The 12,978-nt window shown below is 70.3% G+C and carries 13 protein-coding genes and 1 riboswitch; of the genes, 10 read left to right on the top strand and 3 right to left on the bottom strand.

Annotation, left to right across the window (positions count from 1 at the left end; translation table 11 throughout):
• Nucleotides 1-14: 14 nt before the first annotated feature.
• The 7 genes from IE096_RS22110 to IE096_RS22080 all read left to right on the top strand — a co-directional run bounded on the left by IE096_RS22110 (nt 15) and on the right by IE096_RS22080 (nt 7,177).
• Entirely contained in the window at nt 15-1,034 is a 1,020-nt protein-coding gene (locus tag IE096_RS22110; RefSeq protein ID WP_308430370.1) for a transglycosylase family protein, read from the top strand.
• Nucleotides 1,035-1,293: 259 nt separating this feature from the next.
• A riboswitch (cyclic di-AMP (ydaO/yuaA leader) is annotated at nt 1,294-1,478 on the top strand.
• 4 nt (nt 1,479-1,482) lie between these two features.
• The gene (locus tag IE096_RS22105) at nt 1,483-2,232 is read left to right on the top strand and encodes a transglycosylase family protein (protein ID WP_189454416.1); all 750 of its coding nucleotides are present in this window, start codon (nt 1,483-1,485) and stop codon (nt 2,230-2,232) included.
• A gap of 272 nt (nt 2,233-2,504) precedes the next feature.
• A complete protein-coding gene (eno, locus tag IE096_RS22100; protein WP_189454413.1) occupies nt 2,505-3,785 on the top strand; it encodes a phosphopyruvate hydratase in 1,281 nt (426 codons plus the stop codon).
• A gap of 143 nt (nt 3,786-3,928) precedes the next feature.
• Nucleotides 3,929-4,399 (top strand): FtsB family cell division protein, encoded by a 471-nt coding sequence (locus IE096_RS22095; RefSeq protein WP_189454411.1) that lies wholly within the window; start codon nt 3,929-3,931, stop codon nt 4,397-4,399.
• A gap of 46 nt (nt 4,400-4,445) precedes the next feature.
• Nucleotides 4,446-4,982, top strand: coding sequence for a DUF501 domain-containing protein (locus IE096_RS22090; protein WP_189454409.1), 537 nt, complete (start codon nt 4,446-4,448; stop codon nt 4,980-4,982).
• On the top strand, nt 4,979-5,920 hold the full coding sequence (locus IE096_RS22085; protein WP_189454407.1) for a Ppx/GppA phosphatase family protein: 942 nt from the start codon (nt 4,979-4,981) through the stop codon (nt 5,918-5,920). Before IE096_RS22090 ends, IE096_RS22085 begins: the two co-directional genes overlap by 4 nt.
• 105 nt (nt 5,921-6,025) lie before the next feature.
• Nucleotides 6,026-7,177, top strand: coding sequence for a serine hydrolase domain-containing protein (locus IE096_RS22080; RefSeq protein WP_189454404.1), 1,152 nt, complete (start codon nt 6,026-6,028; stop codon nt 7,175-7,177).
• Here the strand turns inward: IE096_RS22080 and IE096_RS22075 are convergent.
• Together IE096_RS22075 and IE096_RS22070 are read right to left on the bottom strand one after the other, a co-directional pair.
• Nucleotides 7,113-8,414: a protein-L-isoaspartate O-methyltransferase family protein gene (locus tag IE096_RS22075; RefSeq protein ID WP_229820500.1), complete on the bottom strand. Its 1,302-nt coding sequence runs from the start codon at nt 8,412-8,414 to the stop codon at nt 7,113-7,115. The genes IE096_RS22080 and IE096_RS22075 overlap by 65 nt on opposite strands.
• Before the next feature lie 552 nt (nt 8,415-8,966).
• Nucleotides 8,967-9,362: a hypothetical protein gene (locus IE096_RS22070; protein ID WP_189454402.1), complete on the bottom strand. Its 396-nt coding sequence runs from the start codon at nt 9,360-9,362 to the stop codon at nt 8,967-8,969.
• Between the two features lie 191 nt (nt 9,363-9,553).
• Here IE096_RS22070 and IE096_RS22065 point away from each other — a divergent pair, with 191 nt between their 5' ends.
• Both IE096_RS22065 and IE096_RS22060 read left to right on the top strand, forming a co-directional pair.
• Nucleotides 9,554-10,414: a helix-turn-helix domain-containing protein gene (locus IE096_RS22065; protein WP_229820498.1), complete on the top strand. Its 861-nt coding sequence runs from the start codon at nt 9,554-9,556 to the stop codon at nt 10,412-10,414.
• Entirely contained in the window at nt 10,411-10,629 is a 219-nt protein-coding gene (locus IE096_RS22060; RefSeq protein ID WP_189454400.1) for a DUF397 domain-containing protein, read from the top strand. The genes IE096_RS22065 and IE096_RS22060 overlap by 4 nt, the downstream gene beginning before the upstream one ends.
• Nucleotides 10,630-10,724: 95 nt before the next feature.
• Here the strand turns inward: IE096_RS22060 and IE096_RS22055 are convergent, their stop codons facing one another.
• Nucleotides 10,725-11,042, bottom strand: coding sequence for a MazG-like family protein (locus tag IE096_RS22055; RefSeq protein WP_189454398.1), 318 nt, complete (start codon nt 11,040-11,042; stop codon nt 10,725-10,727).
• A 455-nt stretch (nt 11,043-11,497) separates the two neighbouring features.
• On the opposite strand from IE096_RS22055, the gene IE096_RS22050 reads away from it, so the two are divergent.
• The gene (locus IE096_RS22050; protein ID WP_189454396.1) at nt 11,498-12,874 is read left to right on the top strand and encodes an NAD(P)/FAD-dependent oxidoreductase; all 1,377 of its coding nucleotides are present in this window, start codon (nt 11,498-11,500) and stop codon (nt 12,872-12,874) included.
• Nucleotides 12,875-12,978: the final 104 nt, after the last annotated feature.

Raw genomic sequence — 12,978 nt, 5'->3', positions numbered from 1 at the left:
AGGTACCCGCCATCGTGGTCGCGGCGGGGGTGACGGCCTCCAGCGCGGCCCTGCCGCTGCTGGCGACCGGCTCCGCCGTCGCCGCGGACGCGGGCACCTGGGACAAGGTCGCCCAGTGCGAGAGCGGAGGGATGTGGAGCGCCAACACCGGCAACGGCTTCCTCGGCGGTCTCCAGCTCACCCAGCAGATGTGGGAGCAGAACGGCGGCGTCGCGTACGCGCCGCGCCCCGACCTGGCCAGCCGGTCCCAGCAGATAGCCGTGGCCGAGCGGATCCTCAAGGCGGAGGGCGCCGACACCTGGCGGACCTGCGCGGTGAGTTCGGGCCTGGCCGGCGAGGCGGCCCAGGGCGACGACAAGGCGCCCGAGGTGGACCCGGGCGACGGGTCGTCCTCCGCCGCGCCGGAGCCGAGCCGCCCCCGTACGCCCGGGCGCGGCAACCAGCCCGCTCCCGAGCGCACGTCGCCCGCGCCGTCCGACGCCGCCTCCGGGTCGCCCAAGCCCGCGCCCTCCTCGTCCGGTTCGCCCACGACGGGCTCCTCCGGCACCCCCTCCGCTTCCACGAGCCCGTCCCCGGACACGGCCGGCGGCAAGCACCGCAAGGACCCGTCGGGACAGCCGACGACGGGTACGAGCCCCGGCGCGTCGGCCGATCCGACCGCCATCCCCACCGCCCCGGTCGGCACTCCTTCGAACACCCCGGCGAACACGCCCTCGGACACCCCTGGAACAGGAACCTCGCCTTCCGGTTCACCCCTTCCCGGCGACACCGGGGCGACTCCCGGAACGGGCCGCCACCGTGCCGACCCGTCACCTTCCGGCGATGCTCAGCGGCCCTCCCGGGGCGGCGAGAGCCGGGCGGAGCTGCCGTCCGCCAACGACTACACGGTGCGGCCCGGTGACAACCTGTCAGAGATCGCCGAGCAACACTCGGTCACCGGAGGCTGGCAGACGCTGTATCAGAAGAACGAGAAACTGGTCGGTTCTGATCCGGACCTTATCCGCCCTGGTCAGAGGCTTGACATCCGTAAGTAGCGCTCCGGTTCGAGGCGAATGTCCGTTCCAGTCGAAAGTGAGACATGGGTCTCGTTGACGGAGTGTCGGATGCCTCAAATCCGTTTTGCTCGAATGGCCTCTCACCTGCGGAAACGTCAGGTTTCTGGGGGCAACTCAGGCCATCGGTGGCTGAAAAGTGGGGTTTGAACCCGTCGGCCGCCTGTGATTACCGTCGTCACCGCTCGCCACCGCGAGCACCACGGCCGCACGCCGAATCCTGCCGGCGGCCGGGGGAGTCGTCGCGCAAGCGCCGTAGGCAGGAGCGGGGGAACCAAGGTAGGTCGCCGGAACGGTCCCAAGGCCACATGGCCGAAGGAGCGGAACGGCTAGGGGTGAAGCCCGGAGCGCGAAAGCGCGGCCGGGCCGGGCGAACTCACAGCCCGAACCCGACAGCTCACCTCGTAGGCGTCGGTGAGGAAACCGACTCATGTCCAAGGGCAAGCACCGTCGTCCGTCCAAGGCCGTCCGCATCGTCACGCTCGCCGGTGTCACCGGCGCGGCTGTCGCAGCCCCTCTGATGGTCGCGACCTCCGCCAACGCCGCCTCCGTCTCCACGTGGGACAAGGTCGCCGAATGCGAGTCCAGCGGTAACTGGCACATCAACACCGGCAACGGCTACTACGGTGGCCTGCAGTTCTCGCAGTCCTCCTGGAAGGCCGCCGGCGGCGGGCAGTACGCCCCGCGCGCCGACCTGGCCACCAAGTCCCAGCAGATCGCCACCGCCGAGCGCCTGCTCGCCATGCAGGGCCCCGGTGCCTGGGGCTGCGCCGGCTACGGCGGCCTGACCAGCGGTGGCGCCAAGGCCAACGTCGACACGGACGACTCCGACGGCGGCTACGTCGCGAAGAAGTCCACGAAGTCCGCCTCCGGCGCCTACGGCAAGGCCCAGTCCCACGCCGACCGCAGCAAGCGCCAGGCCGCGCCGCAGCAGCACAGCAGCAAGGCGGTCCAGCAGTCGGACGACTCCGACGACGAGGCCCCGGCGCCGAAGCAGGCCGCCCCGCGGACCATCCAGAAGGGCGACGGCGAGTACCAGGTGAAGGCGGGCGACACCCTCGCGACCATCGCCGTGTCCCAGAAGGTCCAGGGCGGCTGGCAGAAGCTGCACGAGCTCAACAAGAAGATCGTGCCCGACGCGGACGTGATCTTCCCGGGCCAGCAGCTCCACCTGCGCTGAGCGAAGGCCGGCCGGGGCCGGTGACGACCCCGGCCGGCCGAGCGACCGCCCCGCTCCGATGCGACTTCCCCCCGAGCCGCATCGGAGCGGGGCTCCGCTCGTTCTGCCGGCGGATTTCCCGTCCTCGTTGAGCGAACACACCGACGATTCGTCCGGGGATCTCGGCGTTTGTGCCAATTTTCGGCCCGGGCGACAGGGCAAGGGCGGGCGCACGCTCCGGGGCCCGTTAGGCTCGTGGTGCAGAACTCCAGACACACACGAAGGAGACCCTCGTGCCGTCCATCGACGTCGTCGTAGCTCGCGAGATCCTCGACTCGCGAGGCAACCCCACGGTCGAGGTCGAGGTCGGCCTCGACGACGGCTCCACGGGCCGTGCCGCCGTACCGTCCGGCGCCTCCACCGGCGCCTTCGAGGCCATCGAGCTTCGTGACGGCGACCCCAAGCGCTACCTCGGCAAGGGCGTCGAGAAGGCCGTCCTCGCCGTCATCGAGCAGATCGGCCCGGAGCTCGTCGGCTACGACGCCACCGAGCAGCGCCTGATCGACCAGGCCATGTTCGACCTGGACGCCACCGAGAACAAGGGCTCCCTGGGCGCCAACGCCATCCTCGGCGTCTCCCTGGCCGTCGCGCACGCCGCCTCCGAGGCGTCCGACCTGCCGCTCTTCCGCTACCTCGGCGGCCCGAACGCGCACCTGCTGCCCGTTCCGATGATGAACATCCTGAACGGCGGCTCGCACGCCGACTCCAACGTGGACATCCAGGAGTTCATGATCGCGCCGATCGGCGCGGAGTCCTTCTCCGAGGCCCTGCGCTGGGGCACCGAGGTCTACCACACCCTCAAGAAGGTCCTGAAGGGCCGCGGCCTGTCCACCGGCCTCGGCGACGAGGGCGGCTTCGCCCCGAACCTGGGCTCCAACCGCGAGGCCCTCGACCTCATCCTCGAGGCCATCAAGGAGGCCGGCTACACCCCCGGCCAGGACATCGCGCTCGCGCTCGACGTGGCCGCCTCCGAGTTCTACAAGGACGGCGTCTACAAGTTCGAGGGCAAGGACCGCACCGCGGCCGAGATGACCGAGTACTACGCCGAGCTCGTCGAGGCGTACCCGCTCGTCTCCATCGAGGACCCGCTGTTCGAGGACGACTGGGCCGGCTGGAAGACCATCACCGACCAGCTCGGCACCAAGGTCCAGCTCGTCGGTGACGACCTGTTCGTCACCAACCCCGAGCGCCTCGCCCGCGGCATCGAGGAGGGCAGCGCCAACGCCCTCCTGGTCAAGGTCAACCAGATCGGCTCGCTGACCGAGACCCTCGACGCCGTCGAGCTGGCCCAGCGCAACGGCTTCAAGTGCATGATGTCCCACCGCTCCGGCGAGACCGAGGACGTCACCATCGCCGACCTGGCCGTCGCCACCAACTGCGGCCAGATCAAGACCGGCGCCCCGGCCCGCTCCGAGCGCGTCGCCAAGTACAACCAGCTCCTGCGCATCGAGGAGATCCTCGACGACGCCGCGGTCTACGCCGGCCGCAGCGCCTTCCCGCGCTTCAAGGGCTGAGCCCGAAAGGCACAGCGAGGGCTGAGCCTCAAGAGCTGAGCCTCAAGGGCTGACCTTCTCGCCAGTCTCCGTACGTCCCCGGCCGCGGTCCCGTACCGTGTCCGGGGACGTACGTTCGTAACGGACTCTCCAGGGGAGGCGACGTGGGCGCGGACCGGTTCTCCACCGCGACCAGGCTCAAGGCGCTGGGCACGGCGCTGGTCCAGGGGCCGACCGCGGCCCGGGTCTACCGCGCCCGCCCGCAGCGCCGCTCCCGGCTCACCGGTCGCGCGGCGCTCCTCGCGCTCGTCGTCTGCTCGCTCGTCGTCGCCCTCGCCTACCCCATGCGCCAGTGGGTCACCCAGCGCTCGGACATCGCCGACCAGCGGCACCGGACGGAGCAGGCGCGCGAGGAGGTCAAGCGGCTGCACGAGGAGAAGGCCCGGCTGGAGGACCCGGCGTACGTGGAGCAGCTGGCGCGCGAGCACCTCCACTTCGTACGCCCCGGCGAGACCGGGTACACCGTGGTGGACGGCACCGCCGACGGTGGGCGCCACAAGGACCAGGGCGCCGCCGACCGCCCCTGGTACAGCAACCTCTTCGACGACGTGGACACCTCCGACGCCCACCGCTGAACCACACATCCCATACGCACTAGACCGATCGAGCACGAGCGAGCACATGGACACGCCTCCTCCGAAGACCGAGCCCACCGAGCCGACGGACGCGGACATCGCCGCGTTCAAGGAGCAGCTGGGCCGCCCGCCGCGCGGACTGCGCTCCATCGCGCACCGCTGCCCCTGCGGCAATCCCGACGTGGTCGAGACGGCGCCGCGCCTGGAGGACGGCACGCCGTTCCCGACCCTCTACTACCTGACCTGCCCCCGGGCCGCGTCCGCGATCGGCACCCTCGAGGGTTCGGGCCTGATGAAGGAGATGCAGGACCGGCTGGCGACGGACCCGGAGCTGGCCGCCGCCTACCGGGCCGCTCACGAGGACTACATCGCGCGCCGCGACGCCATCGAGGTCCTGCAGGGCTTCCCCAGCGCCGGCGGCATGCCGGACCGGGTGAAGTGCCTCCACGTGCTCGTCGGCCACTCGCTGGCGGCCGGCCCGGGCGTGAACCCGTTCGGCGACGAGGCCATCGCGCTGCTGCCGGAGTGGTGGAGCAAGGGCCCGTGCGTGAACCCGTGCGCCGGTGAGGAGGGCTGCGCGTGACCCGCGTCGCCGCCGTCGACTGCGGCACGAACTCCATCCGGCTGCTGGTGGCCGACTGCGACCCGGCCACGGGCGAACTCGTGGAGCTCGACCGCCGGATGACGATCGTCCGCCTCGGCCAGGGCGTGGACCGCACGGGCCGCTTCGCGCCGGAGGCGCTGGAGCGCACGTTCGCCGCCTGCCGGGAGTACGCGGAGGTCGTCAAGGACTTCGGGGCGGAGCGGGTGCGCTTCGTGGCGACGTCCGCCTCCCGGGACGTCTCCAACCGCGAGGAGTTCGTGCGCGGCGTCAAGGACATCCTGGGCGTGGAGCCCGAGGTGATCAGCGGTGACCAGGAGGCCGAGTTCTCCTTCACCGGCGCCACCAAGGAGCTCGTGGGCCGCGCGGACCTGGCGAAGCCGTTCCTCGTCGTGGACATCGGCGGCGGCTCGACCGAGTTCGTCGTCGGCGAGGAGCACGTCCGGGCCGCGCGCAGCGTGGACGTGGGCTGCGTGCGGATGACGGAGCGTCACCTCGTGACGGACGGCGTGGTCTCCGACCCGCCGGCCGCCGACCGGATCGCCGCCATACGGGCCGACGTCGAGGCCGCCCTCGACCTCGCCGGGCAGAGCGTCCCGCTCACCGAGGCCCGCACGCTCGTGGGCCTGGCCGGCTCCGTCACCACGGTCGCGGGCATCGCCCTCGACCTGGCCGAGTACGACTCCACCGCCATCCACCACGCGCGCATCCCCCTGGCCCGCGTCCAGGAGATCACCGCCCGCCTCCTCACCTCCACCCACGAGGAGCGCACCGCGATCCCGGTCCTCCACCCCGGCCGCGTCGACGTGATCGCCGCGGGCGCGCTGATCCTCCAGTGCGTGATGGAGCGCGTGGGCGCCGAGGAGGTCGTCGTGAGCGAGCACGACATCCTCGACGGCATCGCGTGGAGCGTGGCGTAGGCCCTAGGGGACGGAAGCCCGACGATCATCCCTGATCATGATCGAAAGGGAGGGGGCGGCGGCATAGGTTGACGGTGCGTCACCCCTTACCGAGAGGTCTCGACCATGCGCCGCCGTACCGTCGCCGTCTCCGCCCTGCTCGCCGCAGCGGCCCTCGCCCCCGCGGCCGTCCCGGCCGTCGCCGCCACGCCCGCCGCCCGGGGCGCCGACCGCGCCGGTCTCCAGCGCGCGCTGGACGGCGTCGTGGCCGAGGGCGTGCCCGGAGCGATCGCCGAGGTACGGGACGAGGGCGGGGTCTGGCGCGGGAGCAGCGGTGTCGCCGATCTGGCGGCCGGGCGGCGGGCGCAGGCCGGGGACCGGTTCCGGGCGGGCAGCGTGACCAAGAGCTTCGTCGCCACGGTCGTACTCCAGCTCGTGGCCGAGGGCGAGGTCGGTCTGGACGACCCGATCGGGCGCCACCTGCCCGGCCTCGTGCCCGACGGCTCGAACGGCGCGCCCGTCACCGTGCGGCAGCTGCTCGATCACACCAGCGGTCTGCCCAACTACACCGACGTCCTCCTGCGGAAGCCGGACCCGATACGGGCCGCCCAGCACTCCCACCACACCCCGCGCGAGCTGGTGGACATGGCGGTGAAGGAGCCCCGCGCCTTCAACCCCGGCGAGCCCGGCAAGTGGGCGTACTCCAACACCAACTACGTCGTCCTCGCCATGCTGATCGAGAAGTCGACGGGCCACACCCTGCCCCAGGAGATCGACCGGCGCATCGTGCGCCCGCTCCACCTCACCGGGACCTCCGTCCCCTCGTCGTCGCACGTGCCCGGCCGCCATCTGAACGGATACGAGCGGCTCCCCGGCGAGACGGCCACGACCGACTTCACCGACTTCAGCCCCACGGCTTTCTGGGGCCCCGGCAACATCGTCTCCACCACCGCCGACCTCAACCGCTTCTACCGTGCCCTGTCCGGCGGCAAGCTGCTCCCGTCCCGCCTGTGGCGCGAGATGAACACCCTCCACGACACGGACCGCGGCGAGAGCCGGAAGTACGGCCTGGGCATGGAGAGCAACTCGGGCTACTGCCCCGGGGAGAAGCCGGTGTGGGGCCACACCGGCAGCGTCCCCGGCTACAACACCTTCAGCTTCACGACGGCCGACGGCCGTCGCCAGATCACGCTCGCCCTCAACATGGACACCTTCAAGGGCCCGAAGGCCGACGCCGCGGCGCTGAAGGTGCTGTCCACGGCCCTGTGCCGGAAGTAGGACGCCTGGCGGCCGGGGGAGCGCCCGCCGACCTGCGCGAGGCGCTTCCCACCGGCCAGGAGCCGCCCGGCGTGTCGAGCCACGCCTCTTGCCCGTCCGGTGTCACGGTGAGCCCGAAGCGGTCGTGCGTGGGTCTGCCCTGCTTCCGCCACCACCGGAAGGCGGCTTCCACGTCGTCCCACAGCCGGCGCGGGCCCGACTGCCAGACGCGGGTCTCTTCCCCTTCCCGGAACATCACGCAGGCCCAGGAGCGGTCGCCCAGCCCGTAGAACCACACGGGACGCGCGCCGTCACGGGCGTCGGCCACGGCCTGGACGCAGTGCGGCACCCGGAGCCCGAGGGCGAACGGGAGGGCGGTGTACCGGCCGGTGAGGAACTCGGACTCGGTAACCGCTGTGGCGGAGGTGTCCGCGCTGCCGAACGTGCCCGCCGGAACGTATTCCGCGTGCGGTCGGCGGGGCGAACGCTGGGCCCGGATCTTCATGAACTCCACGGGGCGGGTGAAGTGGCCGAGCGCGATTCCGCCGTTTGCCCTCAGGCGGACCACGGCGTCCGCGTTGCTGTAGTGCGTGCCCCATGGGGCGACGATGATCCCGCCCTTGCGGATCTGAGACAGCCACGCCCCCGGGGACTCCCGGAGTCCCACGGTGGCGAGGATGCGGTCGTACGGCCCGTGGCCCGCGTAGCCCTCGAAGCCATCGCCGACGACCACGTCCGGGTACAGCCCGGCCGCGTGCAGGCACTCGCGGGCCCGCATGGACACCGTGCGGTCGATCTCGATCGTGGTGACGCGTCCGCGTCCGCGTCCGCGTGAGCCCACGCAGCGGTGGTACAGGGCCCCGGCGGTCTCACCCGTCCCGGTGGCCACGTCCAGCACGTTCATGCCCTCGTCCACGCCCAGGTCCTGGAACAGTCCGTAGTTCACGGACGGCGCGGACGACGAGCTTGTCGACACGCGCCCCGGCGCGGTGCCGGAGTGCTCGCCGTCGTCCCACTGGGTCACGATGGGCTGGTCGCTGTCCACGGCCGCGTACCAGCCGTGGGGGTCGGCGGTCCGGTCGACGGCGACGCTCGTACCGGTCTCCATGTCCCACGGCCAGATCAGATCGGGCAGGAAGGCGGCCCGGTCCACGGCGGCGAAAGTCGGCGCCCAGTCCGACGACATCGCTTTCATCTCGAAGAGGACGCGCCCCAGCTCCTTTCGGCTGGGGCGCTCCGACTGCGGGCTGAACGTCACTTGCGGTGGGTCCCGTCTCCCTCGGGTCTACTGCCGTCGGGGGACGGGGGCTCGGCCGGCGGCGTCCACGGCTGCCCGCGGTGCCCGTCCCCCTCGCCTTCGTCCTTGCCGCGCCCGCCGTCAACGGCGGTTACGAACTGAATATTCACTTTGTACCCTTTCGATCGTTCGGATGGGCACGTGCGCCTGCTCGGCCGCTGATCGCACTCACTGCTGTGAGGTGGCGACCGGACAGGGGTCCAGGGGTGGAGTGCGGGTGTGTGGTCCCGGATCGTAGGGGCGCGGCCGGGGCCGGGGTGGCGGATCGCCGCTATTGCCCGGCCTGCTGCTGGCAGGCCGGGCACACCACGGGCGCGTAGTGGCGACGGACGGCGGCCGGAAGGTCCGGGTCCGGCATGGCAGGCGGGGAGAAGAACGGCCCGACCGCCTCGGCCCATGTGAGGCGTCCCGCCGGTGGCGCGGGCGGTGGCAGCGGCGCCTCGGGAATCTCCGAAGGCGGTGGTGTCGGCCGCGCGATATGCCAGATCTGGCGAAGGAGGCGCCGAAGCCGGCTCATGGGTGCATCACCCGGAGGTGGCGACACATGGCCACGGTGAGCAGGTGGGCGGCGTCGGAGTGGCCGGCTTCCAGCGCTTTCCTGCGCTCGTCCTTGAGTCTGGCGATGTATTTGCACCGCAGTGGGGCGACGACTTCGAGGGAGTCGCCCTTCGCCTCCCATTCACGCCCGCCATCGAGTCGGCGCAGTTGATAGCGCGGCCCGACCTTGTCCATGACCTTGCCGATGCGCCCCGTGTCGGCGTCGTGCACCACCCTGCCGACCAAGTGGTGTCCGATGTGGCCAGGATCGTCGGGCTTGCGGTTCTCGGGAGCCTGCGGGAGTGCCTGCGAATGCCTGATCGCCATGCAAAATCCCCTCTGGGCAGCACTGATCACGCCGATAGTCGTCACGGGGTGATCGTGCGGCGACGTTTCGTGCACAACAGAGCGCTCCCAACTCCGGCTCGCTGCAAGCCGTCTCACTCAGAAATGAGAATTTGCATATGTGTGTGTGAGTGACGAAGGTCAAATGATCAACGCAGGTGACATGGCCGACGAACAGGCGGCAGACTGGCCGACAGAACGCGATGATGGAGGGCAAGTTGAGCGCACCGACCGTGCGTCGCCGCAGGCTGGGGACGAAGCTGCGAGCACTCCGCGATGGTCTGGGGCTGACGCTCGAAGACGTCGCCGCGAGGGCCGACGGCAGGATCACCGTCGCGAAACTGAGTCGCCTCGAGACAGCGCGCACGCCGGCGAAACCTGTCGACGTCAAGATGTTGCTCGCTCTCTACGGAGTTGACGACGATGAGCTTTGCGTGGCGCTGCTCGCCCTCGCCAACGAAGGCTCTGCCCGCGGCTGGTGGCACTCGTACCGGGGCGTGCTGTCCCCGGTGTACGAAGACTTGATCTCCTTGGAGGCCGAGGCGGCCTCGGTGCGGTCGTGGCAGATGGGCGCGATTCCGGGCCTGCTCCAGACCGCCGAGTACGCCCGCGAGATCATCAGCAGTACTGCCACGTCGGCGGCCGTCGAGGACAAGGTCGACGCGCTCGTCGAGGTGCGCCTCGCTCGTCAGTCGATCCTCACCTCACGCGAGCGCCCGCTCGACCTGCGCGTCGTCATCGGCGAGAGCGCGCTCCACACGAAGTGCTGCGAAGACGACGTGATGCGCGACCAGCTCACGCGTCTCCTCACGGTGAGCCGTCGCCCGAACATCACCATCCAGGTACTGCCTGCCGGTGTCCCACCGCATGTGGGGCAGATGGGGTCGTTTTCCCTGCTGGGGTTCGCCGATCACAGCGACCTTGACGTCGTGCACATCGAGAGTCTGACGTCCGGCCTTTACGTCGAGGACGGCCAAGAGGTAGCGGTGTATCAGAGCGCCTTCGAACGGCTGAGCGCTGCGGCGCTTGCACCGGAGGCATCCGCCGAGCGCATCGCAGAGATAAGGAAGACGGCATGACCCACGTTGACGACGCCTCGATACTTCCCGCGCGGTGGTGGAAGGCGAGAGCGTCCGGGGCGGTGTCCGACTGTGTGGAGATCGGCATCGTGGGCGGGGGAGAGGAAGTGATCGCGGTGCGGGACAGCAAGCGCCCCACAGGGCCCGCGCTCCTGTTCGGCCACCGGCAGATCCGCGGCTTCGTCGAGGCGGTTCGCGTCGGCAGGCTCGGGTAGGTCCGGGGAGCGCCCGGAGCGGGCCCTCAGCCTCTTCCGGCCCGACGGGGCCGGAAGAGGCTGAGGGGGGCGGCCGGTGGCGCCGGTGGCCTTCGTTAGCGGTCGAGGGAGCGTTCGGCGACGTGCGCGAGGCGTTTCGCGAACACCTTCGCGGCGTCCGGGGTGATCGTCCGGAGCGCGACCATGCTCGTGAGGATCACGTCGCACAGTTCCGACTGCACGTCGTCCCATGTGTGGCTGTCGCCCTTGCGCGGGTTCGAGCCGGTGACGCCGTGGATCGCCTCGGCGACCTCGCCGGCTTCCTCGCTGATCTTCAGCACGCGCAGCAGCCGGACCATGTCCGGTGGCATGGCGGCGCTCTCGGCGTCGAGCCATTCGACGAGCCGCTCGACGGTGTCCCAGGTCTCTCGCACGGTGCCGCTCCCTCCCGGTTCCTCGGGTGCTGTCATGCCCGTTGGGGCATGGCCGGTGCTGACGCTACCGGCCCTTAACGGACGTACCGGGCGCCCCCTGGACAGCCCCTCGGGAAATGTTCGTGAAATCCTTCACATGAAAAAGCGGCCGCGGAGCCTCGGAAGGGGGCCTTCGGCCCCTCTTTCGGGCCCTCCGGGGGGTTGGCAGTGGGAAACCAGCCGGTTTCGGCCGTGTTAAAGAGAGCCTTATGTAGGGGCCGGCCGGGCAGTGGTTCAGTCGTCCCGAGCGCCCCAAGGCCAGTTCAGCGGGGGTGCTCAACGCCCGCCGGACTGTTGCGGTTCCCTTGCGCGGGTATGGCGTCCATCACGGGGGCGGCGGAGTGTAGCAGACCCCCTTTCGTGCCTTGTGAAGGGGCTCACGAGCACCCCGTGGGAGAGTGCTGGATACTCGAATCATGAGCACCACGGAGCGTCCACGGATCCTCGTAGTAGGCGGTGGGTACGTCGGCCTGTACGCGGCGCGCCGCATCCTCAAGAAGATGCGGTATGGCGAGGCGACCGTCACGGTCGTCGACCCGCGCTCGTACATGACGTACCAGCCCTTCCTTCCCGAAGCAGCCGCCGGCAGCATTTCCCCTCGCCACGTCGTGGTGCCGCTGCGACGTGTGCTCCCCAAGGCGGAGGTCCTCACGGGCCGCGTCACCACCATCGACCAGGACCGCAAGGTAGCCACGATCGCCCCCCTCGTGGGCGAGGCGTACGAGCTGCCCTTCGACTACCTGGTCATCGCGATGGGCGCCGTCTCGCGCACCTTCCCGATCCCCGGCCTCGCCGAGAACGGCATCGGCATGAAGGGCATCGAGGAGTCCATCGGCCTGCGCAACCACGTCCTCGAGCAGCTCGACAAGGCCGACTCGACGAAGGACGAGGAGATCCGCCGCAAGGCGCTGACCTTCGTCTTCATCGGTGGTGGCTTCGCCGGCGCCGAGACGATCGGCGAGGTCGAGGACATGGCGCGCGACGCCGCCAAGTACTACCCCAACGTGAAGCGCGAGGACATGCGCTTCATCCTCGTCGACGCCGCCGACAAGATCCTCCCCGAGGTCGGTCCCAAGCTCGGCGAGTACGGCAAGAAGCACCTGGAGAGCCGCGGCGTCGAGATCTACCTCTCGACCTCCATGGACTCCTGTGTCGACGGCCACGTCGTGCTGAAGAACGGCCTCGAGGTCGACTCCAACACGATCGTGTGGACCGCGGGCGTCAAGCCCAACCCGGCCCTGGCCCGCTTCGGCCTGCCGCTGGGCCCGCGCGGCCACGTCGACACCTCCGAGACCCTCCAGGTCCAGGGCACCGACTACATCTGGGCCGCCGGCGACAACGCCCAGGTCCCGGACGTCGTCGGCCGCAAGGCCGGCAACGAGAACGCCTGGTGCCCGCCCAACGCCCAGCACGCGCTGCGCCAGGCCAAGGTCCTCGGCGACAATGTCCTGTCCGGCATGCGCGGCTTCCCGCAGAAGACGTACTCGCACGCCAACAAGGGCGCGGTGGCCGGCCTCGGCCTCCACAAGGGCGTCGCGATGATCGTCATGGGCAAGACCAAGATCAAGCTCAAGGGCCGTCTCGCCTGGTACATGCACCGTGGCTACCACGGCATGGCCATGCCGACCTGGAACCGTAAGATCCGCATCTTCGCGGACTGGACCCTGGGCATGTTCCTCAAGCGCGAGGTCGTCTCCCTGCGTGCCATGGAGAACCCGCGCGAGGAGTTCTACGAGGCCGCCAAGCCGGCCCCGCAGGCTCCCGCCAAGACCGAGAAGGCCAAGGCCTCCTGACCCCCGGTCAATAACTGAACAGCAGTCGAAGGGCGTCCGCCAATCCGTGGGGTGGACGCCCTTCGGCGTACCCGGAAGAGGGCGAATCCCTCGCACGGGGAAGG

This window comes from Streptomyces abikoensis (genome assembly GCF_014648775.1).
Taxonomy (GTDB): Bacteria; Actinomycetota; Actinomycetes; order Streptomycetales; family Streptomycetaceae; genus Streptomyces; species Streptomyces abikoensis.
The sequence above is the reverse complement of the archived record's forward strand: the minus strand, read 5'-3'. Positions and strand labels throughout refer to the sequence as shown.